Annotated in this window: 23 protein-coding genes (1 of these 23 cut by a window edge); 17 read left to right on the top strand and 6 right to left on the bottom strand. The window is 61.6% G+C overall.

All coding sequences use genetic code 11. The features are described from left to right. The first annotated feature begins 120 nt into the window (after positions 1 to 120). A complete protein-coding gene (locus J0663_RS06795) occupies positions 121 to 1,776 on the top strand; it encodes an AMP-binding protein (protein ID WP_207243683.1) in 1,656 nt (551 codons plus the stop codon). On the opposite strand, the gene J0663_RS06790 is transcribed toward J0663_RS06795, so the two are convergent. The 3 genes from J0663_RS06790 to secA form a co-directional block, all read right to left on the bottom strand. Next, positions 1,751 to 3,028 (bottom strand): GNAT family N-acetyltransferase, encoded by a 1,278-nt coding sequence (locus tag J0663_RS06790; protein WP_207243682.1) that lies wholly within the window; start codon positions 3,026 to 3,028, stop codon positions 1,751 to 1,753. The genes J0663_RS06795 and J0663_RS06790 overlap by 26 nt on opposite strands. Continuing rightward, positions 3,029 to 4,444, bottom strand: a complete 1,416-nt coding sequence (locus J0663_RS06785; protein WP_207243681.1) for a lipopolysaccharide biosynthesis protein — start codon at positions 4,442 to 4,444, stop codon at positions 3,029 to 3,031. A 177-nt stretch (positions 4,445 to 4,621) separates the two neighbouring features. After that, entirely contained in the window at positions 4,622 to 7,336 is a 2,715-nt protein-coding gene (gene secA / locus J0663_RS06780) for a preprotein translocase subunit SecA (protein WP_207243680.1), read from the bottom strand. Positions 7,337 to 7,582: 246 nt separating this feature from the next. Between secA and J0663_RS06775 the strand changes: the two genes are divergently transcribed. The 6 genes from J0663_RS06775 to J0663_RS06750 all read left to right on the top strand — a co-directional run bounded on the left by J0663_RS06775 (position 7,583) and on the right by J0663_RS06750 (position 11,703). Further along, positions 7,583 to 8,464, top strand: a complete 882-nt coding sequence (locus tag J0663_RS06775; protein WP_207243679.1) for a peptidylprolyl isomerase — start codon at positions 7,583 to 7,585, stop codon at positions 8,462 to 8,464. A 107-nt stretch (positions 8,465 to 8,571) separates the two neighbouring features. Next, the gene (argJ, locus tag J0663_RS06770; RefSeq protein WP_207244451.1) at positions 8,572 to 9,813 is read left to right on the top strand and encodes a bifunctional glutamate N-acetyltransferase/amino-acid acetyltransferase ArgJ; all 1,242 of its coding nucleotides are present in this window, start codon (positions 8,572 to 8,574) and stop codon (positions 9,811 to 9,813) included. Next, complete coding sequence (locus J0663_RS06765) at positions 9,794 to 10,600, top strand: GNAT family N-acetyltransferase (RefSeq protein WP_207243678.1); 807 nt, start codon at positions 9,794 to 9,796, stop codon at positions 10,598 to 10,600. Before argJ ends, J0663_RS06765 begins: the two co-directional genes overlap by 20 nt. Next, positions 10,597 to 11,010, top strand: coding sequence for an 8-oxo-dGTP diphosphatase MutT (gene mutT, locus J0663_RS06760; protein WP_207243677.1), 414 nt, complete (start codon positions 10,597 to 10,599; stop codon positions 11,008 to 11,010). Before J0663_RS06765 ends, mutT begins: the two co-directional genes overlap by 4 nt. Before the next feature lie 125 nt (positions 11,011 to 11,135). Beyond that, a complete protein-coding gene (locus tag J0663_RS06755) occupies positions 11,136 to 11,453 on the top strand; it encodes a hypothetical protein (RefSeq protein ID WP_064697586.1) in 318 nt (105 codons plus the stop codon). An 82-nt stretch (positions 11,454 to 11,535) separates the two neighbouring features. Next, complete coding sequence (locus tag J0663_RS06750) at positions 11,536 to 11,703, top strand: Flp family type IVb pilin (protein ID WP_207243676.1); 168 nt, start codon at positions 11,536 to 11,538, stop codon at positions 11,701 to 11,703. A 15-nt stretch (positions 11,704 to 11,718) separates the two neighbouring features. Here the strand turns inward: J0663_RS06750 and J0663_RS06745 are convergent, their stop codons facing one another. Continuing rightward, positions 11,719 to 12,603 (bottom strand): methyltransferase domain-containing protein, encoded by an 885-nt coding sequence (locus J0663_RS06745; RefSeq protein WP_207243675.1) that lies wholly within the window; start codon positions 12,601 to 12,603, stop codon positions 11,719 to 11,721. A gap of 77 nt (positions 12,604 to 12,680) precedes the next feature. On the opposite strand from J0663_RS06745, the gene J0663_RS06740 reads away from it, so the two are divergent. From J0663_RS06740 to J0663_RS06725, 4 genes are read left to right on the top strand one after another with little or no spacing between them, the layout of a single operon-like run. Further along, complete coding sequence (locus tag J0663_RS06740; protein ID WP_207243674.1) at positions 12,681 to 13,457, top strand: ComF family protein; 777 nt, start codon at positions 12,681 to 12,683, stop codon at positions 13,455 to 13,457. Positions 13,458 to 13,488: 31 nt separating this feature from the next. Continuing rightward, positions 13,489 to 13,746, top strand: coding sequence for a glutaredoxin 3 (grxC, locus tag J0663_RS06735; protein WP_064697589.1), 258 nt, complete (start codon positions 13,489 to 13,491; stop codon positions 13,744 to 13,746). A gap of 10 nt (positions 13,747 to 13,756) precedes the next feature. Beyond that, complete coding sequence (locus J0663_RS06730) at positions 13,757 to 14,614, top strand: carbon-nitrogen hydrolase family protein (protein ID WP_207243673.1); 858 nt, start codon at positions 13,757 to 13,759, stop codon at positions 14,612 to 14,614. After that, a complete protein-coding gene (locus tag J0663_RS06725) occupies positions 14,611 to 15,039 on the top strand; it encodes a DUF1178 family protein (protein WP_207243672.1) in 429 nt (142 codons plus the stop codon). The genes J0663_RS06730 and J0663_RS06725 overlap by 4 nt, the downstream gene beginning before the upstream one ends. Before the next feature lie 65 nt (positions 15,040 to 15,104). Here the strand turns inward: J0663_RS06725 and ubiG are convergent, their stop codons facing one another. Further along, positions 15,105 to 15,851: a bifunctional 2-polyprenyl-6-hydroxyphenol methylase/3-demethylubiquinol 3-O-methyltransferase UbiG gene (gene ubiG / locus J0663_RS06720; RefSeq protein WP_207243671.1), complete on the bottom strand. Its 747-nt coding sequence runs from the start codon at positions 15,849 to 15,851 to the stop codon at positions 15,105 to 15,107. A gap of 294 nt (positions 15,852 to 16,145) precedes the next feature. On the opposite strand from ubiG, the gene J0663_RS06715 reads away from it, so the two are divergent. The 6 genes from J0663_RS06715 (at position 16,146) to clpB (ending at position 25,652) form a co-directional block, all read left to right on the top strand. Beyond that, on the top strand, positions 16,146 to 17,420 hold the full coding sequence (locus J0663_RS06715; protein WP_064686444.1) for an aspartate kinase: 1,275 nt from the start codon (positions 16,146 to 16,148) through the stop codon (positions 17,418 to 17,420). Positions 17,421 to 17,509: 89 nt separating this feature from the next. Further along, a complete protein-coding gene (gene ptsP, locus J0663_RS06710; protein WP_207243670.1) occupies positions 17,510 to 19,777 on the top strand; it encodes a phosphoenolpyruvate--protein phosphotransferase in 2,268 nt (755 codons plus the stop codon). 28 nt (positions 19,778 to 19,805) lie between these two features. Continuing rightward, positions 19,806 to 20,885: a peptide chain release factor 1 gene (gene prfA / locus J0663_RS06705; RefSeq protein WP_207243669.1), complete on the top strand. Its 1,080-nt coding sequence runs from the start codon at positions 19,806 to 19,808 to the stop codon at positions 20,883 to 20,885. Beyond that, entirely contained in the window at positions 20,882 to 21,742 is an 861-nt protein-coding gene (prmC, locus tag J0663_RS06700) for a peptide chain release factor N(5)-glutamine methyltransferase (RefSeq protein WP_207243668.1), read from the top strand. The genes prfA and prmC overlap by 4 nt, the downstream gene beginning before the upstream one ends. Before the next feature lie 343 nt (positions 21,743 to 22,085). Next, positions 22,086 to 22,805 (top strand): DUF4167 domain-containing protein, encoded by a 720-nt coding sequence (locus J0663_RS06695; protein ID WP_207243667.1) that lies wholly within the window; start codon positions 22,086 to 22,088, stop codon positions 22,803 to 22,805. 246 nt (positions 22,806 to 23,051) lie between these two features. Then, the gene (clpB, locus tag J0663_RS06690; protein ID WP_207243666.1) at positions 23,052 to 25,652 is read left to right on the top strand and encodes an ATP-dependent chaperone ClpB; all 2,601 of its coding nucleotides are present in this window, start codon (positions 23,052 to 23,054) and stop codon (positions 25,650 to 25,652) included. A gap of 89 nt (positions 25,653 to 25,741) precedes the next feature. Here clpB and J0663_RS06685 read toward each other — a convergent pair whose 3' ends face one another. After that, positions 25,742 to 26,003 carry the 3' portion of a M23 family metallopeptidase gene (locus J0663_RS06685; protein ID WP_207243665.1) on the bottom strand. The gene runs 1,682 nt beyond the window's last position, so only the last 262 of its 1,944 coding nucleotides appear in the window; its start codon lies off the right edge, out of view — the gene reads right to left on this strand; it ends in the stop codon at positions 25,742 to 25,744.

The raw sequence follows: 26,003 nt of genomic DNA, 5'->3' as shown, positions 1-26,003 counted from the left end.
CAAGAGCGCAGTGACCTGCGACCGTTGAAAAGCGGCGCTTCCCATACGGTTTCGGGCGGCGGCTTGCACATCGGCGCCGCAAGGTGTTAGCTGCTGCAGCATTTTTACCGGAATCCGACTATGCAGCTGCCCTTCCATGATCGTTACGATGATCTCTATCGCGATTTCTCCTGGCGGATTCCCGAAGACTTCAATATCGGCCGCGCTGTCAGCGACGACTGGGCGGTGCGAGCGCCAGAGCGTGTTTGTCTCGAACATTTCAGCCCGGATGGCTATCACCGCACGATGACCTACCGCGCGCTTGCCGACCGTTCCGCGGCCTTCGCAAATGCACTGGTTTTGCTCGGCATCAAACGCGGCGATCGTGTCGCGCTGCTCCTGCCGCAGTCCTTCGAGACGGTGATTGCCCATGTGGCGATCTACAAGATGGGAGCAATCGCGCTGCCGCTGGCGCTGCTCTTCGGCGTGGAGGCGCTGGAATACCGGCTGAAGGCGGCGGGTGCCGCGGCGATCGTCACCAATGGCTTCGGTTTCGAACGCATCCGGCAAGTCCGCAATCGTCTGCCGATGCTGAAGCATGTGATCAGCATCGACGGGGCCAATGGCGATGCGCTTGGCTTTGCCGAGCTGGTGGATAGTCACCCTTCCATCTTCGATGTCGCTAGGAGTGGTCCGAACGATCCGGCGCTGATGATCTTCACTTCGGGCACGACGGGGCCGCCCAAGGGCGCGCTGCATGGCCACCGCGTTCTGCCCGGTCATATTCCGGGTATGCAATTTGCCCATGAGGGTTTTCCGAAAGCAGGCGACAAGATCTGGACGCCATCCGATTGGGCCTGGGCGGGCGGTCTGCTCAATGCGCTGCTGCCGAGTCTTCTGCTTGGCGTTCCGGTCGTCTCCTCGCCGGCGCAGAAATTCGATGCCGATATGGCCTACCGGATCATGGCGGAGATGAAGGTGCGCAACGCTTTCATTCCGCCGACGGCGCTGCGGCTAATGCGGTCCGTTTCCGATCCGCGCTCGAAATACGATCTGACGCTGCGCACCATCGGTTCTGCCGGGGAGGCGCTTGGCCGCGAGACCTACGAATGGGCGCGGCGTGCGCTCGGCATCACGGTCAATGAATTCTACGGCCAGACGGAGTGCAACTTCGTGCTGTCGTCGAGTGGCGGCTATGGCGTGACCAGGGCCGGCGCCACCGGCCGGGCGGTGCCGGGACACCGCGTCGCGATCGTCGATGATGCTGGGGACGAACTGCCGGCCGGCGAACCGGGCCAGATCGCCATTGCCAGTCCGGATCCCGTCATGTTCCTCGGCTATTGGAACGATGCGGCGGCGACCGAGAAAAAATTCGTCAAGAACTGGTTGCTCACCGGCGATATCGGCCGGCAGGACGCGGAAGGCTATGTCACCTTCGAAGGCCGTGACGACGACGTCATCACCTCGTCAGGATACCGCATCGGTCCGGCCGAGATCGAAGACTGCCTGATCGGCCATCCCGCGGTGCAGCTTGCCGCTGCCGTCGGCAAACCCGATGTCGTGCGCACCGAGATCGTCAAAGCCTATATCGTCCTGTCTCCTGCCCATTCCCCAAGCGAGGCGCTGGCCGCCGATATCAGGGAATGGGTGAAGATGCGGCTGTCGATGCACGAATATCCGCGTGAGGTGGAATTCGTCGAGTCATTGCCGCTGACGACAACCGGCAAGGTCATCCGCCGGCTGCTGCGGGAGAAAGCTGCGGCGGAAGACTCTAACCTCGGCCAGCGAGCGACATGATCTTCTCACGCAGCATCTTTGCCATGTTGCGGGTGCTGCGGTACATGTGAAGCTGCGCGGCCGCCTGGCGCATGTCGCGGTCGCCGTTCTGGGTTAGGCCGATGACCAGCGTGCCCATCTCCTCGCGCTCCTGCCAGAAGCGGCTCATGATCGGATGATCGGAAACGGCGCAGGAATCCGAGCGCACGATATTGGCGTCGTCGAGATGCCATTCCGTGAGTTCGCTCATCAAGAGCTTGCCCGGCGAATAGCGGGCATAGTTCTCGTCATAGGCGGTCTTCCAGGTATAGGCCTCGCCACCCATCATCAAAACGACGATGGCGGCGATCGCCTTGCCGTTGAGATCGATCGTATGGATGCGCACGGCGTCGACGGCGGCAAGGTTCCACACCGCCTCGCGGGCGAAGGCGGTATGATAACGATCGGTGACGAGCGCGCTTCGCCGCTTGCCCTTCCAGCCGCCGGCCTCCATTGCCAGGAATTCCTCGAAGCGGATATGGACGTCACGCGGCTGGCGGGCGACGGCGTAGACCGCCGTTCCCTGTTCCTCCAGCAGCCGCCACTGGCGGCGCATCTCGCGCATATGCGAGGAGGAGATGGTTTTGCCGAGGTAGGCGGGCGCTTCTTCCTCGCTCTGCAGCATCGGACGCAGATAGGGATTGGTCACCGTCAGCGGAAGATTGCGGCTGAGCGCCACGGCCTTGAGCATGCGCACGAAAATTCCGTTCAATCTCAGATCCGGCAAGACCAGGGTGCTCGGCAGGTTGAGATCGGGAACGGTGAGACCCTCGAAGAAATTGTCGAGGGTTTCGGCCGCATCTTCGCTGTCGACCAGCGGCGTGCCGAGCGGGCCGAAGCTGTTCGACCAGCCGCGGATGATCGAGGGGCCGACGGCAAAGCCCGGTTTATCGACCGAAAACGGCAGGAGGAAGCGCATGCGGCTGCGGCTGTCATTGTGGTCGCGGATCAGGGCGAAGTTCACCTGCCGGTCTTCGATCCGTGGCATCGCGGGTGCGAGGAAGCGGCCGGAGAAAAAGACGTTCGGTTCCATCGCCCGGTTGGAGAGGAAGTCGAGCTCGTCCTGAAGTTCGTAGCCGAGCTTGCCGGGATAGAGGCAGAGTTCGCGCCCCGGCCGGCCGATCTCGGCACGGGCCTCGGCCTGCGGCGCTTCGAAATGCAGCGCCGCGAGATCATGAATCATCCGGTTGCTGATGCTGTCGGTGCTTTCGGTGACGGGGGGCAGGCGCACCATCTATCGAACTCTCATTTCTGGCGTTGCGGCGGAGGGGCTGGTGAAGGCGAAGAGGACGATGCCGAGCGCACGGCGCACGGCGACATGCAGAAGGATGGCCTCAACCGCCATCGCCGAGGCCGTGGCGATCGCAGTGCCTTCGATGCCATAATCCGGGATCAATGCGAGGTTGAGGCTGACATTGGCGGTGAGGGCGCCGGCATAGAGCGCGACGCAGAGATTCTGCTTGCCCGCCATCATCAGCAGCGTCTCGGCGGGACCGACCAGCGATTTGGCGAGGATGCCGGCGAGCAGGATCGCCATGACGAGATAACCTGCGGTGAACGCGCCGCCGAACAGCGACAACAGCAAATGGCCGGCCGCCAGCACGGCAAGACCGACGCCGAGCGCCGGCCAGAAGGTCCAACGGGCTGCGTCGGCGGCGGCGCTCGCGAGCTGGGCATGATCACCTTCGGCGATGATCGCGGAAAAGCGCGGGCCGGCGGCGGCCTTCACCGAGAAATTGATGAAATGAACCAGCGCCATGGTCTTGGCGGCGGCGAAATAAATGGCGACGTCGTGCGGCTCGAGGAAAATGCCGACGACGACGACATCGGAATTGGTGAGCAGGAAACTCACGCCCTCGATCAGGAAGATCGGGAAGGCGACACTGAGCCAGGCGAGGAAATCGACCTTGCGCGGGCCTTCGTCGAAATGCCGGCGCAGGCGGTAGAGGGTTGCGCCATATTGGCCGAGGGCAGTGACGAAGGTGGCGGCAAGCGCTGCCTGCATCGCCGTGACGGCCGTATGCGGGGCGCCCATGGCAATCGCGATCAGCATGAAGGCGATGATGAGGATCGGGCGGATGATATAGACCGGGCTCAGCGCCATCACCGCCCAATGGTTCGCCCGCGAGGTGCCTTCCAGAATATCGCCGAGTGCAATCATCGGCATGGCCAGCAGGCCGAGGAAGATCGGGACGAGATAATAGGCCTCGATCGTATCGCCGAAGAAGTGCAGTCCGAGCATGCCGGCCGCGAGCATCGCCGTGCCCGAAAGCAGTGCGAAAACCCGTGCCGTGCCGGTCAGCCCGCGGATTTCGTCGAAGGCGCCTGCCGCCTTGTACTGCGGCAGAAAACGGACAATGGCGGTGTGAAAGCCCAGACAGGAGAGATCGCCAACCATGACGACCAGCACCCAGACGAAAACGAAGACGCCATACTCATATTCGCCCATCAGCCGGGCGAGGACGATCTGGGAGATAAAGGCGAGCGCGGCACTGAGGATACGGATCGAGAAGGCCGTCAGCGCCATGCGCTGGGCGGTGGCCTTCTCCCCACCCTCGGTGAGCACGGCCGCAAGCATGCGCAGCGTACGCCCGCCGATCGGGCGCAGACCCGCCGGCAGCAGTTTCTCCGCTGTTTCTATGACTGCCATGATGAACACGCAAAACTCTGAAGGTCAGGCAAATCGTCCCTGAAGTCTTGACAGAGCAGGGTTAAGAAACGGTTCCGGATGCGGCTCGTCGTCCAACGCGGAACTGTTACTTTCCGGCGTTGCCGCAGAAAGAAAATGCCGCCCGAAGGCGGCATTTTCAGCGTCGTTGCGATTTTCTCAGACCTGTTCGAAGGCCCCGTGGCAATGCTTGTATTTCTTGCCGGAGCCGCAAGGGCAGGCCTCGTTGCGGCCGACCTTGCCCCAGGTAGCGGGGTCATCAGGCTTGCGGTTCTCGGGGGCGACCGTGACTTCGGAGGCCTGGTAGATAGGGGCGAAGTCGTCCTCGCCGGTCGTCGGATCGAGATGATGGGCCTGCATCAGTGGCGGTTCGGGTTCGGCGGGCGCCTGCTGCACCAGTTCGACGCGCATCAGCTGGGCGGTGACGGCCTCGCGCAGATTGTTGAGGAGCCCGGTGAAGAGTTCGAAGGCTTCGGACTTGTATTCCTGCAGCGGATCGCGCTGGGCATAACCGCGGAAACCGATGACGGAGCGCAGATGGTCGAGGTTGACGATGTGCTCGCGCCAGAGATGATCGAGCGTCTGCATGACGATCGAGCGTTCGACATAATGCATGATGTCGTCGCCGAAGCGCTCGGCCTTTTCCGTAAAGGCGGCATTGGCGGCTTCCGTCAGGCGCTCGCGAATATCGTCCTCGCCGATGCCTTCTTCCTGGAACCATTCCTCGATCGGCAGATCGAGGTTCAGAATATTGGCAACACCGGTCTTCAGGCCGACGGCATCCCATTGTTCGGCATAGGCGCGCTCGGGGATATGCTTTTCGACCAGATCTTCGATCACTTCGCGGCGCATGTCGGAGACGGTCTCGGAAATATTGGTCGCTTCCATCAGTTCGAGACGCTGCTCGAAAATGACCTTGCGCTGATCGTTGAGGACGTCGTCATACTTCAAGAGGTTCTTGCGGATATCGAAGTTGCGGGCTTCAACCTTCTTCTGCGCGCGCTCGAGCGCCTTGTTGATCCAGGGATGGACGATCGCCTCGCCCTCCTTGAGGCCGAGCTTGGTCAGCATGCTGTCCATGCGGTCGGAGCCGAAGATGCGCATCAGGTCGTCCTGAAGCGAAAGATAGAATTTCGAGCGGCCGGGGTCGCCCTGACGGCCGGAGCGGCCGCGCAGCTGGTTGTCGATGCGTCGGCTCTCGTGGCGTTCGGTGGCGATCACGTAGAGACCGCCGGCGGCGAGCGCCTTTTCCTTGAGGCCTTTGATCTCCTCGACGATCGCCTGGACCCTGGCGTCGCGTTCCGGGCCAGCTTCGACTTCGCCGAGTTCACGTTCGATGCGCATGTCCAGATTGCCGCCGAGTTGAATGTCGGTGCCGCGGCCGGCCATGTTGGTGGCGATCGTGACGGCGCCCGGCACGCCTGCCTGGGCGACGATATAGGCTTCCTGCTCGTGGTAGCGGGCGTTCAGCACCTGAAAGTCGTTGAAGCCCTGCTTGCGCAGGCGCTCGGCGAGCAGTTCCGACTTCTCGATCGAAGTGGTGCCGACAAGCACCGGCTGACCGCGCTTATGTGCGGCGAGGATTTCCTCGATGATAGCCTTGAACTTCTCGTCGAAGGTCCGGTAGACCTCGTCGTCCTCGTCGATGCGTTTGATCGGCAGGTTGGTCGGAACCTCGATGACGTCGAGATTGTAGATATTGCCGAATTCTTCCGCTTCCGTCTGCGCCGTGCCGGTCATGCCGGCGAGCTTGTCGTACATGCGGAAGTAGTTCTGGAAGGTGATCGAAGCCAGCGTCTGGTTCTCCGGCTGGATCTGCACCTTTTCCTTGGCTTCGAGCGCCTGGTGCTGGCCTTCCGAATAACGTCGACCCGGCATCATGCGGCCGGTGAATTCGTCAATAATGACGACTTCGCCGTTGCGGACGATATAGTCCTTGTCGCGCTGGAAGAGCTTGTGGGCCTTCAGTGCGTTGTTGATGTGGTGAACGATCGCGACGTTCTCGATGTCGTAAAGCGCGTTACCCTTCAGCAGACCGGCCTGGCGGAGCAGGTTTTCCAGCTTCTCGGTGCCTTCTTCGGAGAAGTTAGCGGAGCGCTGTTTTTCGTCGATTTCGTAATCGCTTGGCGCCAGCACTGGAATGAATGCGTCGATCGTATTGTAGAGTTCGGAGCGGTCGTCGAGCGGACCGGAGATGATCAGCGGCGTGCGCGCCTCGTCGACGAGGATCGAATCCACTTCGTCGACGATCGCGAAATTGTGGCCGCGCTGGACCATCTGGTTCTTCTCGTACTTCATGTTATCGCGCAGATAATCGAAGCCGAGCTCGTTGTTGGTGGCATAGGTGATGTCGCAGGCGTAGGCCGCGCGACGCTCCTCGTCGGAGAGGCCGTGGACGATGACCCCCGTGGTCATGCCGAGAAAGCCGTAGACACGACCCATGGTCGCGGCGTCGCGCTGGGCGAGATAATCGTTGACGGTGACGACGTGCACGCCCTTGCCGGAAAGCGCGTTAAGGTAGACCGGCAGGGTGGCGACCAAGGTCTTGCCTTCGCCGGTCTTCATCTCGGCGATCGCATTCGAATGCAGGATCATGCCGCCGATCAGCTGTACGTCAAAAGGTCGCAGGCCGAGAACGCGGCGCGAAGCCTCGCGCACGACCGCAAAGGCGGGGATCAGAATGTCGTCGAGCGTCTTGCCTTCGGCGAGAAGCGCGCGGAATTCCGCCGTTTTTGCCGCGAGCTGCTCGTCCGTCAGCGCCTTCGTCTTCTCTTCGATGGAGTTGATTGCGGCGACGTTCGGCTGGTAGGACCGCACGCGGCGATCATTGGACGATCCAAATAACTTGCGGGCTATACCGCCAAAGCTGACCATGTGACTGGTCCTTTCTCAATATTCATCCGCGACGTTTCTTGTCCGCGGCCCGGCCGAAAATCAGGCGCATGCCTTGAAACGCCCGGAAACTGTTCTGGACGCGAGGTTGCGTGACAGATAAGAGGGGGGTCGAATGATGTCAACGGATTTGGCGGATGCAGAAAGGCCACAATCCGGTGTTGATGGCTATTTTGAGCTGGAATAGGCAATGCTGAAGCCGGCGATATAACTGTGAAGGGTTATTTGATGTTGAGCACCAATAAATTCGCCCTGCTGGCCTTTGCAACTTTCGTTGCATTCCAGGTTCCGGCTCATGCAGAGGACGCCGTCGTCGCCAAGGTCGGCAATCTGGAGATCCACCAGTCGGAACTCGATCTCGCCGTCGCCAATCTCGATCCGCAGCTGGCGCAGCTCCCCGACGACAAGAAGAAGGTCGCAGCTCTCTCCGCCGCCATCGACGTGAAGCTTCTTGCCGCCAATGCCGCGGCTGAGAAGCTCGATCAGACCGACGAATTCAAGAAGCGCATGCAGTATCTCTCCGATCGCGAGCTGCACAACGCCTATTTCAAGAAGCATGTCGTCGACACCGTGACGCCGGACGAGGTCAAGGCTCGCTACGACAAGGAAGTCGCAGCCCTCCCGAAGCAGGAGGAAGTCCACGCCCGTCACATTCTCGTCAAGACCGAAGAGGAAGCCAAGGACATCATCAAGCAGCTCGACGCCGGCAAGGATTTCGCCGAGCTCGCCAAGGAAAAATCCACCGATCCGAACAAATCGGAAGGCGGCGACCTCGGCTATTTCTCGCGCGGTCGCATGGTCAAGGAATTCGAGGACGCGGCCTTCGCGCTCGACAAGGGCACCTATTCCAAGACGCCCGTCAAGACCGATTTCGGCTATCACGTCATCAAGGTGGAGGACAAGCGTGACGCTCCGCCGCCGCCCTTCGACCAGGTGCAGGACCAGGTTCGTCAGCTCGTCATGCGCGACAAGTATCTTGCTCTCCTCAACCAGGCCAAGACGTCTGCCAAGATCGAGATCTCGGACGAGGCGCTGCGCAAGGGTTACGACGAAGCCAACAAGCAGCCGGAGCCGGGCAGCGAGCCTGCCGCGCCGGCGCCGCAGCAGTAATGTTCGCATCGGGCCCGGTTCTTCCGGGCCCTTCACTATGTTGTCGCATTTCCAGACGGCGATCCGGCTCTGATGCCGCCTGGAAATGCTCATTGGCAGGTTTCATCATGTCCGGTTCCGTTTCTCCGCTCGCTCCGAAATCCTTCGTCGCCATGCCCTCGCTGCGAGGCGTACGCATGGCGACGGCGTCTGCCGGCATCAAGTACAAGAACCGCACCGACGTGCTGATGATGGTCTTCGACAAGCCGGCCGCCGTCGCCGGGGTCTTTACCCGCTCCAAATGCCCGTCGGCGCCCGTGGATTTCTGCCGGGCCAATCTTCCCCATGGCAGCGCCCGGGCCGTCGTCGTCAATTCCGGGAATGCCAATGCCTTTACCGGCATGAAGGGCCGCCAGGCGACCGAGTTGACTGCGAAGTCGGCCGCGGCGGCCGTCGGCTGCGGCGAGAACGAGATCTATCTGGCATCGACCGGCGTCATCGGCGAACCGCTCGATGCTACCAAGTTCGCCGGTGTCCTTGACAGGATGCAGGCCGAGGCCACCGGCGATTTCTGGTTCGAGGCCGCCAAGGCGATCATGACGACCGACACCTATCCCAAGGTGTCGACCCGCAGCGCCGAGATCGGCGGCATTGCGGTGACGATCAACGGCATTGCCAAGGGCGCCGGCATGATCGCGCCCGACATGGCGACGATGCTCTCCTTCATCGTCACCGACGCCGACATCGCGTCCGGAGCGCTGCAGGCGCTGCTCTCCGATGGTGTCGGGCCGACCTTCAATTCGATGACCGTCGACAGCGACACGTCCACCTCCGACACGCTGATGCTGTTTGCAACGGGTGCGGCGGCCGAGGACAGCCAGCCGCACATCGACCGCGCCGATGATCCGCGCCTGGCCGCCTTCCGGGCGGCCCTCAACGAGGTGCTGAAGGATCTGTCGCTGCAGGTGGTGCGTGACGGTGAGGGTGCCACCAAGATGCTGGAAATCACCGTGACAGGCGCTGAAAGCGATGCCGCGGCCAAGCGCATCGCGCTGTCGATCGCCAATTCGCCGCTGGTCAAGACGGCTGCCGCCGGCGAAGACGCCAATTGGGGCCGCATCGTCATGGCCGTCGGCAAATCCGGCGAGATGGCAGATCGCGACCGGCTCGCCATCTGGTTCGGCGATGTCAGGGTCGCCGTCAACGGCGAGCGTGATCCCGGCTACTCCGAGGAAGCCGCCTCGAATGTGATGAAGGCGCAAGATATCCCCGTCAAGGTCGATATCGGCCTCGGCACCGGTTCGGCAACCGTCTGGACCTGCGACCTCACCAAGGAATATGTTGCGATCAATGGCGACTATCGGAGCTGATCGTTCATTGATGCAGGCATCTATTTCCTCGCAGAATTTGCCGCTGGTCCGCAGGCTGGAGGCTGTCGGCTTTCGCGCCTGGCCGGCGGCATCGGTGCAGTACGACGGTAGCTGGCAGGTGCGATTGACGGCGGGCTACCCGTCGAACCGGCTGAATTCCATCGTGCCGCTCGATCCCTCGGATCATCGCGACGTCGAGATTCGTCTGGAAAAGGCGAGCCGGAAGTTCGAAGCCTATGGCCGCGCCGCCGTCGTCCGGCAGACGCCGCTCGCCTCGCCGGTGCTGATCGAGCTTCTGCGCACCCAGAACTGGACACGGTTCGACGAGACGGTGGTGATGACATGCGATCTCGCCGAGGCTGAGCTGCCGGATACTCTCGATCATCTGCCGACCCATGATGTCGGCCGTTTCGTCGATGCCAATCTGGCGGTCGAGAAGGCGCCGGCGATCTTGAAACCGGCGCTTGCCGAGATCATTTCGGCGATCAAACCGCCGTCGGGCCTCTTCTTGATCGAAAATGCGGCAAAAGGGCCGCTCGCGACCGTGCTCTGCGTCCAGGACAACGATCTTGCCGGCATCATGTCGCTTTCGGTCTGCGAAACGCGGCGACGCGAAGGGCTCGGCACTGAAATCCTGACGTCGGCGCTACGCTGGGCGCGCATGCGCAGCGCCCGCTCGGCCTGGCTGCAGGTCAAGCTTTCCAATCGCCCGGCCATCGCACTCTATGAACGCCTTGGTTTTCGCGACGCCTATCACTATTGCTATTGGCAGCGGGAGCCGCGATGAGCGAGGCAGGCCGGAAATTATTGCTGGTCGCCGCCTGCGCCTTGATCGATGCCGATGGCCGTATCCTGTTGGCACAGCGCCCCGAGGGAAAGTCGCTGGCCGGGCTCTGGGAGTTTCCCGGCGGCAAAGTCGAGCCCGGCGAGACGCCGGAGGAGACGCTGGTGCGCGAACTCGAGGAAGAGCTCGGCATCAAGACCAAGATCGCCTGCCTGGCACCGCTCACTTTCGCCAGCCATTCCTACGAAACGTTCCACCTGTTGATGCCGCTTTATATCTGCCGGCGCTATGAGGGGATTGCCCATGGCCGCGAGGGGCAGGCTTTGAAATGGGTGCGGGCGCAGGCGCTCCGGGATTACCCGATGCCGCCGGCCGACGAGCCGCTCATCCCGATGCTGCAGGATTTACTTTAGCATTCTCTGATTATTGTCTCGCCGTGCCGTTTTCGGCTGTGGATATTAATGGATCGTTTAACACCTTCTGCCAAAGATCGGCCTCAATCAAGCATCTGGCGTGCGTATTTAAAAGGCTTGACGTCATGGACGATGATTTCTGGAAAGCTGTCCGGGAAAAGGAACGGGCTTCGTCTGCCTCGCGCAGGACGGGCGCGCTCAATATCGCCCTTCTTTTTGGCACGGCGGTGGTCGCGCTGACGCTGATTCTGACGCCGATGCTGGCGGATTCCTCGAAGAAAAGCGTCTTTGCGAGCGCGCCGGTCGATTTCGATACGATCACAACCGGATCGATCCCGAAGAACGAAAGCGGCAAGCACTATACGATTCGTCGCAGCGTGCTTCAGGATACGCCCGGCTCGGTCTGCGTCGTCCAGGGCTACGGTGTTGGCGCCGGTTGCTGAAGCCGGTTGCTTGGAATGACGGACACCGCCAGGTGGCCGTAGAATTGATCGTTGCATCCGGTTCACGCAGAAGGTTGGGGTAATGCGTCTTTTGAAAGCATTTCTTGCAGACGGCACAGGTGCGACGGCGGTTGAATACGGCCTGATCGCCGCCGTCATCTGCACAGCGCTCGTCTCCGGTCTCGGCATCTTTACCGGCAGCCTGCAGAATGTCTTCAGCGTGGTCACCAACACGATGACCGTCAATTGAAGAAGCAGCCGACGATTACTGCCTGAGCTTGTGCTCGTCCACTTTCAGCGCGTCGGCAAGGCGCGCTTTGGCCGAACCCGGCTGGAGCGGCTTCTGCTGGCTCTCGTGGGCAACCCATCCAGAGACATAGATGATCGAGAATGTCGCGCGAATGCGTCCGTCGGGATCGGAATAGCGCTCGGCGTAGATCTCTGCTGCGCGCAGGAAGAAGGCCCGCGTCAGCGGCATGCGGCTGCGGGCTGCGAGCGGATTGCTCATGCCCATCGCCCTGAGATCGCGCATCAGCGGAAAGAGCGAAGCGTATCGCACCGTATAGGTCTCCGCGTCGATCACCGGCAGGGTGAAGCCGGCGCGCTGCAGAAGGCCGCCGACATCGCGCACATCGGCGAAGGGGATGACGCGTGGGCTGGCCCCGCCCGTCAATTCGACCTCGGCGGCCAGGAGCACGTCGCGCAATTCCTGCAGCGTGCCGGCGCCGGGGATGGCCGCCAGGAACAGGCCGTCCGGTTTCAGGGCACGGCGAATCTGGATGAAGACACCCGGTGTATCGTTGGTCAGATGCAGGCTGAGCGGCGCAAGAATGAGATTGGCCGACTGCGGCGCAAGCGGCACGTCCTCGAGCGGCGCTTCGATAAGGGTTTCGCCTCCGCCCGCATAAGCCTTCTCGCTCTCGACTCGGATCATCGTGCCGATCTTGCCCGTTGCCATCGCCATGCGGGCCGCCGCGCCGGTCGTGCCGTGCAACTCTACAGCGGTTTCGAAGTGCCGCTCGACGACGGCAAGCCTCTCGGCCATTTCCTCGGCGGCGATGTCCAGCAGGAAGGCGGCTTTCTGGTCGTTGTTGACAAGCGCGCGATGGCGACGTGCGGCGATCAGGTCTCTGTCGAAGATCGTTTCCATGGCAGTGTCCTTAGTCCCCGGTCGTCTAGGCGGCAAGGCGATTTTCCTTTTCAGGCATATGCGCTAGTCTCGCCCGTATGGGGCCGACCGATTCCGAAAGTCCGTCAAAGTCTTTACGGACGCAGTTCCTGCGACCATTTTCGGCGCTTGCTGATTTTTTCTATCCGCCCGCCTGTTCCGTCTGCGGTATTTCCACAGGTGGCCACCGCGGACTGTGCGCGAAATGCTGGTCCGGCATCCGCTTCATCGAACGGCCCTATTGCGAGGTGCTCGGCATTCCCTTTTCGCACGACCTCGGCGCCGGGATCGTCAGCGCCGAGGCGATCGCCAATCCGCCGCCTTTCGACCGGTTGCGGTCGGCGGCGACCCATGATCACGCGGTTCGCGATCTCGTGCATGGACTGAAATATCGCGATCGCACCGATCTGGCGCCGATGATGGCGGCCTGGATGCTGCGTGCCTCTGACGGTGCGGTCGAAAGCTGCGACGGGCTGATCCCAGTGCCGCTGCACCGCACCCGCATACTGGCGCGCAAGTTCAATCAGGCGGCCGAGCTTGCCCGCCACATGGCGAAACTTTCCGGCAAGCCGCTGCTTGCCACCACGCTTCTGCGCGTCAAGCGCACCAGCCAGCAGGTCGGCCTCGGCGCCAAAGCGCGCGAGGACAATGTCAGAGGAGCCTTCGCGATCGCAAAGGATCGTGAAAACGATATTTTCGGCAAGCGCATCGTTCTCGTCGACGACGTCTATACGACAGGGGCGACAGTCGCTGCCGCAAGCCGGACGCTGCGCAAGGCGGGTGCGGCCGAGATCACGGTTTTGACCTTTGCAAGGGCTCTCTCCGAACCTATATGACAGAAATACCCGGAATCTGTCTGGAGATAACATGGTACCCGTCACGATCTATACACGGCAATTCTGCGGCTATTGCACCCGCGCCAAATCGCTTCTGGAACAAAAAGGGGTCGAATATGTCGAGCACGACGCGACCTATTCGCCAGATCTCCGCCAGGAGATGATCGGCAAGTCGAACGGGCGCACGACTTTCCCGCAGATCTTCATCGGAGCCGATCACGTTGGTGGCTGCGACGATCTGTTCGCGCTCGACCGGGCGGGCAAGCTCGATCCGATGCTCGCCGCCTGAGGAAGATTCTATGAGCTTCAAAGCCGCCGCCGTTCAAATGTGCTCAGGGGTCGATCCAGTGAAAAACGCCGCCGCCATGGCCGGACTGGTGCGCGAGGCAGCGGCTGGCGGGGCGATTTATGTGCAAACGCCTGAGATGACCGGCATGCTGCAGCGCGACCGCGCTGCCGCACGTGCGGTGCTGGCCGACGAGACGAATGACGTCATCGTCGAGACCGGCGCTGATCTTGCCAGGGAACTCGGCATCTACCTGCATGTCGGCTCCACGGCAATCGCCCTTGCCGACGGCAAGCTCGCCAATCGGGGTTTCCTGTTCGGACCGGATGGCCGAATTCTCAATCGCTACGACAAGATCCACATGTTCGACGTCGATCTCGATAATGGCGAGAGCTGGCGGGAAAGTGCCGCCTATACAGCCGGATCGGAGGCGCGCGTTCTGTCACTGCCCTTCGCGGAGATGGGTTTTGCCATCTGCTATGACGTTCGCTTTCCGGCGCTATTCCGCGCCCAGGCGGTAGCAGGCGCCGAGGTGATGACGGTTCCAGCCGCCTTCACCAGGCAGACCGGCGAGGCGCATTGGGAGATCCTGTTGCGCGCACGCGCGATCGAGAACGGCGTTTTCGTCATCGCCGCCGCGCAGGCCGGTCGGCACGAGGACGGGCGCGAGACCTTCGGCCATTCGATGATCATCGATCCCTGGGGCACGGTGCTGGCATCGGCCGGCGCTACCGGCGAAGCGGTCATCCTAGCCGAGATCGATCCCGGCGCGGTCAAGACGGCTCATGACAAGATTCCGAACTTGAGAAACGGCCGGGAGTTTTCCGTCGAGAGGATTGCGGGGGCAGTCGCAGGAGGCGTCGCCGCTTGATCCGCTATTCCCTCACCTGTGACAATGCCCATGAATTTGAAGGCTGGTTTTCGGAAGCAGCCGATTTCGACCGTCAGGTCGCGACCGGTTTCCTCACCTGCCCGGTCTGCCATTCCGTTGCCATATCGAAACTTCTGATGGCGCCCTCGGTGTCGACGGCGCGCAAGAAGGACGAAAGGCAGACGCTGGCGATGGACGCCATGCGCCGGGAGGCCCTGCAAAAGCTGAAGGAGGCCGTCGCCACGGTCAGGGCCAATTCCGAGGACGTCGGCACCAAGTTTCCCGAGGAAGCCCGGAAGATCCACTATGGCGAGGCGGACGCCCGCGGCATCATCGGCCAGGCGACGGTCGACGAGGCGCAGGCGCTGGTGGAAGAAGGCATCGAGATCGCCGCCATTCCTGTTTTGCCGGAAGATGTGAACTGACCGTTCCCAAGCCTCCGGCTTCCCGCAGCCCGGACCGCCGCTCGGGCCTGCCGAAGTGTAGCCGGCTATGCCGGCCGCTTCGCCAGCAGCATATAATTTACGTCCATGTCTTTAGACAGGTTCCACTGGTTTGACAGCGGATTGAAAAATACGCCGGTGCGGTCGATAACGTCGAGGCCGCTCGCCGCAAGCGGTTTTTCCAGTTCTGCCGGGCGCACCAGCTTTTCATACTGATGGGTGCCGCGCGGCAGCCAGCGTAAGATATTCTCGGCGGCGAAGATGGCGAGCGCTGCCGCCTTCATCGTGCGGTTGATGGTCGCAACAATGATCAGGCCGCCGGGGCGGACCATTTTCGCGCAGGTCGTCATGAAGAATTCGACGTCGGCGACATGCTCGACCACTTCCATGTTCAAGACGATATCGAAAGTCTCACCGGCCTCCGCGAGTTCCTCGGCGGTGACGGCGCGGTAATCGACCGGAACGCCGGAGGCCTTCGCATGGGTCGAGGCGATGCCGATATTCTTCTCGGAAGGGTCCGCGCCGACGACGGAAGCGCCCATGCGGGCGACAGGCTCGGACAGAAGGCCGCCACCGCAGCCGATATCGAGCACGCGCAGGCCCTCGAGCGGGCGAGCGCTTTTCGGATTGCGGCCGAAATTCTCGCAGGCCTTGTCCCTTATATAAGCAAGGCGGACGGGATTGAATTTGTGCAGCGGCCTGAATTTGCCGGTCGGGCTCCACCATTCCGCCGCCATCGCCGAGAAGCGGTCCACTTCGCCCTGGTCGATCGTGCTTCTGGCGGTTTCGGTCATCGTCCACTCCTTGTTCGTGACATTTGAAGTCGGACGATCGGTGGCATAAGTCAAGGGGCGCGGAGCGGAGCCCGATGAAACGCGGAGCCGCTTGGCAATTGCTTTATCGCGCGCGCTTGCCTCCCCCCGCCAAACTCGCTAAGAGACGCCGCAACTTGGGGCCTTTGAGGCCTGGGCTTTTAGAGCGGTTCCAGAAATCGGTAATCCGGCTCTTTCGCCAAGCGGTCCGCCCCAGAGCTTTCGTGATGCCGGGTCCGGTTTTCCGCTCTCCGGCGCCAGTCGTGGTAGAGGCATATGGCACGCATCGTAATGAAATTCGGCGGCACGTCCGTCGCTGACCTGGACCGCATCAAGAACGTTGCCCGCCACGTCAAACGCGAAGTCGATGCCGGCCACGAGGTGGCGGTCGTCGTCTCGGCCATGTCCGGCAAGACCAATGAACTCGTCGGCTGGGTGCAGGGCATGCCGAAGGTCATCGGCGCCAATTCTCCGTTTTACGATGCGCGTGAATATGATGCGGTCGTTGCCTCCGGCGAGCAGGTGACTTCGGGGTTGCTGGCGATCGCATTGCAGGCGATGGATATCAATGCCCGCTCCTGGCAGGGATGGCAGATTCCGATCCGCACGGACAACGCGCACGGTGCGGCCCGGATCCTGGAAATCGACGGCTCGGACATCATCAAGCGGATGGGCGAGGGACAGGTCGCCGTCATCGCCGGTTTCCAGGGGTTGGGGCCTGACAACCGCCTCGCTACCCTCGGACGCGGCGGGTCGGATACGTCGGCCGTCGCCATTGCCGCAGCTGTCAAAGCGGATCGCTGCGATATCTATACCGATGTCGACGGCGTCTATACGACCGATCCGCGTATCGTGCCGCAGGCGCGTCGGCTGAAGAAGATCGCCTTCGAGGAAATGCTCGAGATGGCCTCGCTCGGCGCCAAGGTCCTGCAGGTGCGCTCAGTCGAGCTTGCCATGGTGCACAAGGTGCGTACCTTCGTACGCTCGTCTTTCGAAGATCCCGATGCTCCGGGCATGGGCGATCTGTTGAACCCGCCCGGAACGCTGATTTGTGACGAGGATGAAATCGTGGAACAGGAAGTAGTCACCGGCATCGCCTATGCCAAGGATGAGGCTCAGATCTCGCTCCGCCGTCTTGCCGACAGGCCCGGCGTCTCCGCCGCGATCTTCGGGCCGCTTGCCGAATCCCATATCAACGTCGACATGATCGTCCAGAATATCTCCGAGGACGGATCGAAGACCGACATGACCTTCACTGTGCCATCCGGCGATGTCGAGAAGGCGATCAAGGTACTCGGCGACCATAAGGAGAAGATCGGCTACGATGTCGTGCAGAACGAATCGGGGCTGGTGAAGGTATCGGTCATCGGCATCGGCATGCGCAGCCATGCGGGCGTCGCTGCCACCGCGTTTCGTGCACTTGCTGAAAAAGGCATCAACATCAAGGCGATCACCACCTCGGAGATCAAGATTTCCATCCTGATCGATGGTCCCTATGCAGAACTCGCTGTCAGGACTTTGCATTCCTGCTACGGTCTGGATAAGAATTGATTCCCAGCGGGCGGCCTGCCCCTTCAGGTTGAAGAGACGAAGGCGGGCCCGCCGGAACTGAGTGCGTTGTTTCGGGAGCTTGAGACGTCATGAGAGACCTTTCCGGCGGTCCGCGCGTGCTGCTCAGGCGGCTGCGCGAGTTGATGGCAGAGCCGCTGGAGCCGCAGGATCGTCTTGACCGGATCGTCCGCCAGATCGCCAGCAATATGGTGGCTGAGGTTTGCTCGGTCTACGTGCTGCGCGCTGACGGCGTGCTCGAACTCTACGCGACCGAAGGTCTCAAAAGCGAAGCCGTACACCTGGCGCAGCTGAAGATGGGGCAGGGCCTCGTCGGCACGATCGCCGCCTCGGCGCAGCCGCTGAACCTTTCCGACGCGCAATCGCATCCGGCGTTCCGCTACCTGCCGGAGACGGGCGAAGAAATCTACCATTCCTTCCTCGGCGTGCCGATCTTGAGAACGGGTCGCTCGCTCGGTGTTCTCGTCGTGCAGAACAAAGCGAGTCGCAACTATCGCGATGAGGAGGTCGAGGCGCTCGAAACGACGGCGATGGTGCTTGCCGAGATGATCGCCACCGGCGAGCTCAAGAAGATCACCAAGCCCGGCCTCGAGCTCGACCTGACGCGATCGGTGACGATCGACGGCGATACCTATAATGACGGCATCGGCCTCGGCTATGTCGTCTTGCACGAGCCGCGCATCGTCGTCACCAATCTGCTGAACGAGGATGCAGAGAAGGAAATCCGCCGGTTGGCGGAGGCGATGGGTTCGCTCCGTATCTCGATCGACGACATGCTGTCGCGTCGGGACGTCTCGATGGAAGGAGAGCATCGCGAGGTGCTCGAAACCTATCGCATGTTCGCGCACGACCAGGGCTGGGTGCGCAAGCTCGAGGAGGCGATCCGCAACGGCCTGACGGCGGAAGCTGCAGTGGAGAAGGTGCAGAGCGACACCAAGGCGCGGATGATGCGGTTGACAGACCCCTATCTGCGCGAACGCATGCATGATTTCGAGGATCTGGCGAACCGGTTGCTCAGGCAGTTGACGGGTTACACCGGCCGCACGACCGCTGAAGGTTTCCCCAGCGACGCGATCATCCTGGCGCGGGCCATGGGGGCGGCCGAGCTGCTCGATTACCCGCGCGCCAACGTGCGCGGATTGGTGCTGGAAGAGGGGGCGGTGACGAGCCATGTGGTGATCGTCGCCCGCGCCATGGGCATTCCCGTCATCGGCCAGGCGGCGGGCGTCGTGGCACTTGCCGAGAATGGCGATGCCGTGATCATCGATGCCGATGAGGGGCATGTTCATCTGCGGCCGATGGCCGATCATCGGCGCTCCTATGAGGAAAAGGTCCGCTTCCGCGCCCGGCGGCAGGAGCAGTTCCGGGCGTTGCGCGCCATCGAGCCGGTCACCAAGGATGGCCAGCGGATCTCCCTGATGATGAATGCCGGCCTACTGGTCGATCTGCCGCAGCTTTCGGAATCGGGTGCGGAGGGCATCGGTCTCTTCCGCACCGAGCTGCAATTCATGATCGCCTCCACCATGCCGAAGGCGGAGGAACAGGAGCAGTTCTACCGCAATGTGATCAAACAGGCGGCAGGTCGCGCCGTTACCTTCCGCACGCTCGATATCGGCGGCGACAAGGTCGTGCCCTATTTTCGTGGTCACGAGGAGGAAAACCCCGCGCTCGGCTGGCGCGCCATCCGGCTGTCGCTCGACCGGCCAGGACTATTGCGCACCCAGCTGCGCGCTCTGCTGAAGGCGTCTGCCGACACCGAGCTGAAGCTGATGGTGCCGATGGTGACCGAGGTTTCCGAGCTGAAGATAGTGCGCGAGCTCTTGCAGAAGGAAGTCCAGCATCTCTCGCGCTTCGGTCATGGGCTGCCGCGCAAGCTGCAATTCGGAGCGATGCTGGAGGTGCCTGCATTGCTTTGGCAACTCGACGAACTGATGGAGGCGGTCGATTTCGTGTCGGTCGGTTCCAACGACCTCTTCCAGTTTGCGATGGCAGTCGATCGCGGCAATGCGCGGGTGTCGGATCGCTTCGATCCGCTTGGCAAGCCGTTTTTGCGCATCCTGCGGGATATCGTGCGAGGGGCGGATCGGAACAAGACGCCCGTGACGCTCTGCGGCGAGCTTGCCGGCAAGCCGCTTTCGGCAATGGCGCTGCTCGGCATCGGCTTTCGCTCGATCTCGATGTCGCCGGCCTCGATCGGGCCGGTGAAGGCGATGCTGCTGGGGCTTGATGTCGGGGCGCTTGCGAAGGCGATGGACGAAGTACTGGATGATCATCGCAGCACGGAACCGATGCGCGAGGTGCTTGCCCGCTTCGCCGACAGCCACAATATTCCCCTTTAGACAGATAGAAGAAGAATCGGAGTGAAGGGTGGCGAAGCTTCCCGTTGAAAAGATGCGCGAGCTGGAACGCCGTTTCGGCGAGATCGAGGCGCGCATGTCGGCAGGTCCTGCCGCCGACGTCTATGTGAAGCTCGCTTCTGAATATTCCGAGCTGCAGCCTGTCGTGACGAAAATCCGCGCCTATCAGAAATCCATCGACGAACTTGCCGATCTCGAAACCCTGCTCGAGGACAAATCGGTCGATCGCGAGATGCGCGATCTCGCCGAACTCGAACTGCCCGACGTGAAAGCCCGGATCGAGGCGCTGGAGCAGGAAATGCAGATCCTGCTTCTGCCGAAGGATGCAGCCGACGAAAAAAGCGCGATTCTTGAAATCCGGGCCGGCACCGGCGGCTCGGAAGCTGCGCTTTTTGCGGGCGATCTGTTTCGCATGTACGAGCGTTTTGCGGCGGAAAAGGGCTGGAAGGTTGAAGTTCTCTCGGCAAGCGAGGGCGAGGCGGGCGGCTACAAGGAAATCATCGCGACGATCACCGGCCGGGGCGTCTTTGCCAAGCTGAAATTCGAATCCGGCGTGCACCGCGTGCAGCGCGTGCCGGAAACCGAGGCGGGTGGGCGCATCCATACCTCGGCCGCGACGGTGGCCGTTCTGCCGGAGGCCGAGGAGATCGACATCGAGATCCGGCCGGAAGATATCCGCATCGACACCATGCGCTCTTCGGGCGCCGGCGGTCAGCATGTCAACACGACCGATTCGGCGGTGCGCATCACCCATCTGCCGAGCGGCATCGTCGTCACCAGTTCGGAAAAATCGCAACACCAGAATCGCGCCAAGGCGATGCAGGTGCTGCGATCCCGATTGTACGACGCCGAGCGGCAGCGAGCCGACAACGAACGTTCAGCCGACCGCAAGAGCCAGGTCGGCTCCGGGGATCGCTCCGAACGCATTCGCACCTATAATTTCCCTCAGGGCCGTGTCACGGACCATCGGATCAATCTGACGCTCTACAAGCTCGACCGGATGATGGAAGGCGAGATCGAGGAGGTGGTCGATGCGCTGATGGCCGATTACCAGGCGAGCCAGTTGGCCCAGCTCGGCGAACAGCAATGAGCGCCACGGTCGCCGATATGCTTGCCGAAGCGCGGCGTCGCTTCTCCGAAGCAGGCATCATCGATCCGGCGACCGATGCACGGCTGCTTATCGCGGGCCTTCTGAAGCTGTCGTCGACAGAGCTGCTGACGCGATCGGCCGAGAGGCTTTCGCCTGAGCAGATTGAGGGGATTTTCGCGGCGATCGAACGGCGGCTCGGCCATGAGCCGGTGCATCGCATCCTCGGCGAGCGGGAATTTTACGGCCTGCCGCTTCGGCTTTCGGCGGAAACGCTGGAACCGCGGCCGGATACGGAAATCCTGGTCGACACGGCGCTGATCTATCTCAGGGACCTTGCAAAGGTTCAGGGCCATCTCCATATTCTAGACATGGGAACCGGGACGGGGGCGATATGCCTTGCACTCTTGAGCGAGTGTCCTGAGGCATCGGGAGTCGGTAGCGACATATCGGCGGATGCACTGCTGACGGCAAGGTCGAACGCAGAGAGAAACGGATTGCAGGATCGTTTTCAGGCCATACAGTCGAGCTGGTTTGAAAACATCCAAGGTTCGTTTCACGCGATTGTCTCAAATCCGCCCTATATTGCATCCAATGTCGTTCACGATCTCGCTCCCGAAGTGACGAAATTTGATCCGGTTGCGGCTCTGGATGGCGGCTCCGATGGGCTTGACGCCTACAAAGCCATAGCTAAGGATGCGGCCAGGTTCATGAAGCCCGACGCGATCGTCGGACTGGAAATCGGCTACGATCAGCGAAACGATGTGACGGCGATCTTCGAAGCGGAAGGCTTCAAGTGCCTCAAATCCGTGAAAGATTATGGTCAGAACGACAGGGTGCTCGTGTTCGCGCTCGCGTGATGGGCGATAATTGCGGCATCGGACAGGACATTATTGCTATTGCGAAGAAAAGGCTTGGATTTCCTGAGGAAGCAATATAGGTTGCGGTCACGTGTTGGGCAGATAGGAATGAACGAGATTCGTTCGGTACTTGGTTTGCCTCGGGGGTCCGCTCTTTTAAACGAGAGTTTCAGCGGTTGAACACGACCCAATGCGTGAATCAGTCAATCTGACTTGAGAACCAAGCGGCAGGTCGGCGCGAAGGCGCAGTATGCTCGCGGCACAAAGGTCCTGACGCGGTTTTCCGGTCATGGCGGTTGGTGCCATGTATCCATCACAAACAGAGAATTCAGGTGAACGATCTATGAGGCCAGGACAGCAGAACAAGCGCGGTCGAGGGCGTGGTAACAACAATAACAATGGCGGCGGTGGAAATAACAATAACAACAATTTCAACCGCAAGGGCGGCAATCCGCTGACCCGGACCTATGACAGCTCCGGACCCGATGTGAAGATTCGCGGTACCGCGCAGCATATCGCAGAAAAATATGCGCAGCTTGCCCGGGACGCCCAGAGCTCCGGCGACCGCGTCATGGCCGAGAACTATCTTCAGCACGCCGAACATTATAATCGTATCATCGCAAGCGCCCAGGCTCAGATGCAGGAGCGCTTCCAGCGCGACGACCGCGGCGAATACAATGAGCGAGACGGCGCCGATCGCGACAGCGACGATATCGACAACACTGACAATGACGGCGATGATGTCGCCATCGTTCAACCTCCGCAGAACAGGCAGCATCAGCCGCAGCCGCGGCCGGCAGCACCGGTTGCCGCACCTGCTCCAGCACTGCAGCCCGAGGTGATCGACGGAACCGGTCCTCAGCCGGAGATCGAAGGCATTCCAGCCGAGGTTGCCATGGACGAAGAAGGTTCCACCGGTCAGCCGCGCGAACGCCAGCCCCGCCGCCGCAGCGCCGGCAATCGTCCCCGTCGCCCGCGTCGTGGCGCTGAAGGCGATGCAGCCTCCGAAGGTGAAGGTGGCACCGCCGAGGCACCTGTGTTGGCGGACGCGGCATCAGAGTGAGCCGGCGCTTCTTCTTTAAGAGGAAGCGGGCCTTCTGCCATCTACTCGAATTGCTTGAAATCCCCGGACTGGTGCCGGGGATTTTCATTTTTGCCGGCTCTTTAAACTCGAAGAACAGGCTACCATATTCTCCTCGAACTGCTTCGCCCCAATCGCAACGGGCAAGCACGGCCTGCCTTTTCAGGGGGTTGATCTCAATCATCGGTCTGCGCCTCGAAAGGGCAGGGCGATCAATGGAGGTAGAATATGAATATCGAGAAATATTCAGAGCGGGTGCGCGGTTTTATCCAGTCGGCCCAGACCTATGCGCTGGCGCAGGGTCATCAGCAATTTTCGCCCGAACATGTGCTCAAAGTCCTGCTCGATGACGATCAGGGCATGGCGGCGTCGCTGATTGAGCGTGCGGGCGGCGATCCCAAGGCGGTTCGCCTCGCCAATGACGCGGCTCTTGCCAAGCTGCCGAAAATTTCAGGCGGCAACGGCAACATCTACCTGGCGCAGCCGCTCGCCAAGGTGCTTTCGACGGCGGAAGAGGCGGCCAAGAAGGCGGGCGACAGTTTCGTCACGGTGGAACGTCTGCTGCAGGCGCTGGCGATCGAATCCTCGGCGTCGACCCATTCGGCGCTGAAGAATGCAGGCGTGACTGCCCAGGGCCTCAACCAGGTCATCAACGACATCCGAAAAGGGCGGACGGCAGATTCCGCCAGTGCCGAGCAGGGCTTCGATTCGCTCAAGAAATTCGCACGCGATCTGACCGGCGAAGCCCGCGAGGGCAAACTCGATCCGGTGATCGGGCGTGACGACGAGATCCGCCGCACGATCCAGGTGCTGTCGCGCCGCACCAAGAACAACCCGGTGCTGATCGGCGAGCCGGGCGTCGGCAAGACGGCGATCGTCGAAGGTCTGGCCCTGCGCATCGTCAACGGCGACGTGCCGGAATCGCTCAAGGACAAGAAGCTGATGGCGCTCGACATGGGCGCGTTGATCGCGGGTGCGAAATACCGCGGCGAATTCGAAGAACGGCTGAAGGCCGTCCTCAATGAAGTCCAGGCGGAAAACGGCGAGATCATCCTGTTCATTGACGAGATGCACACGCTGGTCGGCGCCGGCAAAGCCGATGGGGCGATGGATGCTTCCAACCTTTTGAAGCCCGCGCTTGCCCGCGGCGAGCTGCATTGCGTCGGCGCGACCACGCTCGACGAATATCGCAAACATGTCGAGAAGGATCCGGCTCTTGCCCGCCGCTTCCAGCCTGTTGTCGTCGACGAACCGACGGTCGAGGACACGATTTCGATCCTGCGCGGCCTGAAAGAAAAATACGAGCAGCATCACAAGGTGCGCATTGCCGACGCGGCGCTGGTTGCGGCCGCGACGCTTTCCAACCGCTATATCACAGATCGTTTCCTGCCCGACAAGGCGATCGATCTGATGGACGAGGCGGCAGCGCGGCTGCGCATGCAGGTGGATTCCAAACCGGAAGAGCTCGACGAACTCGACCGCCGGATCATTCAGATGAAGATCGAGCGCGAGGCGCTGAAGAAGGAAACCGACGTTGCTTCCGCCGATCGATTGAAGCGGCTGGAGACCGAGCTCACCGCGCTGGAAGAGGAAGCCGATGCGCTGACGGCCCGCTGGCAGGCGGAAAAGCAGAAGCTCGGCCTTGCCGCCGATCTCAAGAAGCAGCTCGATGACGCGAGAAACGAACTGGCGATCGCCCAGCGCAAGGGTGAATTCCAGCGCGCCGGCGAACTGACCTACGGGGTGATTCCGGATCTCGAAAAGCAGCTCGTCGAAGCCGAGAAGCAGGATGGCGAGCGCGGCGCGATGGTGCAGGAGGTGGTAAGCCCCGACAATATCGCCCATGTCGTTTCCCGCTGGACCGGCATCCCGGTCGACAAAATGCTGGAGGGCGAACGCGACAAGCTGCTTCGCATGGAAGACGAGCTGGCGAAATCGGTGATCGGTCAGGGCGATGCGGTTCAGGCCGTGTCGCGCGCGGTGCGGCGCGCGCGCGCCGGACTGCAGGACCCGAACCGGCCGATCGGCTCGTTCATCTTCCTTGGCCCTACCGGCGTCGGCAAGACCGAGCTTACCAAGGCGCTCGCCCGCTTCCTCTTCGATGACGAAACGGCGATGGTGCGCATGGACATGTCGGAATATATGGAGAAACACTCCGTTGCCCGGCTGATCGGCGCGCCTCCCGGCTATGTCGGTTATGATGAAGGTGGAGCGCTGACGGAAGCCGTGCGCCGCCGGCCGTATCAGGTCGTGCTGTTCGACGAGATCGAGAAGGCACATCCCGACGTCTTCAACATCCTGCTGCAGGTGCTTGACGACGGACGGCTGACAGACGGCCAGGGCCGGACAGTCGATTTCCGCAATACGATGATCATCATGACCTCGAACCTCGGAGCCGAATATCTGACGCAGCTCCGGGACGGCGACGATAGCGATACGGTTCGCGAGCAGGTGATGGATGTCGTGCGTGGGCATTTCCGGCCCGAATTCCTGAACCGCATCGATGAGATCATTCTCTTCCACCGCCTGAAACGCGAGGAGATGGGTGCGATCGTCGACATTCAGCTGAAGCGGCTGGTGGCATTGCTGTCCGAACGCAAGATCGTCATCGACCTTGACGAGGACGCTCGTCACTGGCTGGCGAACAAGGGTTACGATCCGATTTACGGCGCAAGGCCGCTGAAGCGGGTTATCCAGAAGTTCGTGCAGGACCCGTTGGCCGAGCAGATCCTGTCGGGCCAGGTGCCCGACGGATCGACCGTCAAGGTGACGAACGGTTCGGACCGGCTGCAGTTCAGGACGCGGCAGACGGTGAGCGAAGCGGCGTAAGCAACGTCGCCGGAAATGGCGGCTTCGGCCGCCATTTTCGTTTGGTCGGCCGCTACCAAAAGCATCTCAGCCGATCGGCGAAATGGATTTTACTTGCTCGCCATCTGGTCCTGCGCCGGCGGATTGTTGAGCAGCGTATCGATACGCTTGCGCTCATCTTCGAATTTCGCCAGCGTTTCGCCTTGCAGCGACTTGCCGCCCGGGAGTCGGATGCGCAGCGGATCGACCTTGGTGCCGTTGACGATCAACTCGTAATGTAGATGCGGCCCGGTGGATTCGCCTGTTGTGCCGACCCAGCCGATCACCTGGCCCTGGCGGATCTTCGCGCCGGGAACGACGCCCTTGGCGATG

Origin of the sequence: Rhizobium lentis, from assembly GCF_017352135.1 — a bacterium.
GTDB classification, from domain to species: Bacteria; Pseudomonadota; Alphaproteobacteria; order Rhizobiales; family Rhizobiaceae; genus Rhizobium; species Rhizobium lentis.
The sequence above is the reverse complement of the archived record's forward strand: the minus strand, read 5'-3'. Positions and strand labels throughout refer to the sequence as shown.

Excerpts from the sequence above, each read along its gene's own strand:
- prmC (WP_207243668.1), top strand. The coding sequence starts at position 20,882 with ATGAGCGCCACGGTCGCCGATATGCTTGCCGAAGCGCGGCGTCGCTTC.
- J0663_RS06795 (WP_207243683.1), top strand. The coding sequence starts at position 121 with ATGCAGCTGCCCTTCCATGATCGTTACGATGATCTCTATCGCGATTTC.
- J0663_RS06715 (WP_064686444.1), top strand. The coding sequence starts at position 16,146 with ATGGCACGCATCGTAATGAAATTCGGCGGCACGTCCGTCGCTGACCTG.
- J0663_RS06745 (WP_207243675.1), bottom strand. The coding sequence starts at position 12,603 with ATGGAAACGATCTTCGACAGAGACCTGATCGCCGCACGTCGCCATCGC.
- J0663_RS06755 (WP_064697586.1), top strand. The coding sequence starts at position 11,136 with ATGGACGATGATTTCTGGAAAGCTGTCCGGGAAAAGGAACGGGCTTCG.
- mutT (WP_207243677.1), top strand. The coding sequence starts at position 10,597 with ATGAGCGAGGCAGGCCGGAAATTATTGCTGGTCGCCGCCTGCGCCTTG.
- J0663_RS06740 (WP_207243674.1), top strand. The coding sequence starts at position 12,681 with ATGGGGCCGACCGATTCCGAAAGTCCGTCAAAGTCTTTACGGACGCAG.
- grxC (WP_064697589.1), top strand. The coding sequence starts at position 13,489 with ATGGTACCCGTCACGATCTATACACGGCAATTCTGCGGCTATTGCACC.
- J0663_RS06730 (WP_207243673.1), top strand. The coding sequence starts at position 13,757 with ATGAGCTTCAAAGCCGCCGCCGTTCAAATGTGCTCAGGGGTCGATCCA.
- ptsP (WP_207243670.1), top strand. The coding sequence starts at position 17,510 with ATGAGAGACCTTTCCGGCGGTCCGCGCGTGCTGCTCAGGCGGCTGCGC.
- J0663_RS06750 (WP_207243676.1), top strand. The coding sequence starts at position 11,536 with ATGCGTCTTTTGAAAGCATTTCTTGCAGACGGCACAGGTGCGACGGCG.
- secA (WP_207243680.1), bottom strand. The coding sequence starts at position 7,336 with ATGGTCAGCTTTGGCGGTATAGCCCGCAAGTTATTTGGATCGTCCAAT.
- ubiG (WP_207243671.1), bottom strand. The coding sequence starts at position 15,851 with ATGACCGAAACCGCCAGAAGCACGATCGACCAGGGCGAAGTGGACCGC.
- J0663_RS06765 (WP_207243678.1), top strand. The coding sequence starts at position 9,794 with ATGGCGACTATCGGAGCTGATCGTTCATTGATGCAGGCATCTATTTCC.
- argJ (WP_207244451.1), top strand. The coding sequence starts at position 8,572 with ATGTCCGGTTCCGTTTCTCCGCTCGCTCCGAAATCCTTCGTCGCCATG.
- clpB (WP_207243666.1), top strand. The coding sequence starts at position 23,052 with ATGAATATCGAGAAATATTCAGAGCGGGTGCGCGGTTTTATCCAGTCG.
- J0663_RS06785 (WP_207243681.1), bottom strand. The coding sequence starts at position 4,444 with ATGGCAGTCATAGAAACAGCGGAGAAACTGCTGCCGGCGGGTCTGCGC.
- J0663_RS06695 (WP_207243667.1), top strand. The coding sequence starts at position 22,086 with ATGAGGCCAGGACAGCAGAACAAGCGCGGTCGAGGGCGTGGTAACAAC.
- J0663_RS06790 (WP_207243682.1), bottom strand. The coding sequence starts at position 3,028 with ATGGTGCGCCTGCCCCCCGTCACCGAAAGCACCGACAGCATCAGCAAC.
- J0663_RS06775 (WP_207243679.1), top strand. The coding sequence starts at position 7,583 with ATGTTGAGCACCAATAAATTCGCCCTGCTGGCCTTTGCAACTTTCGTT.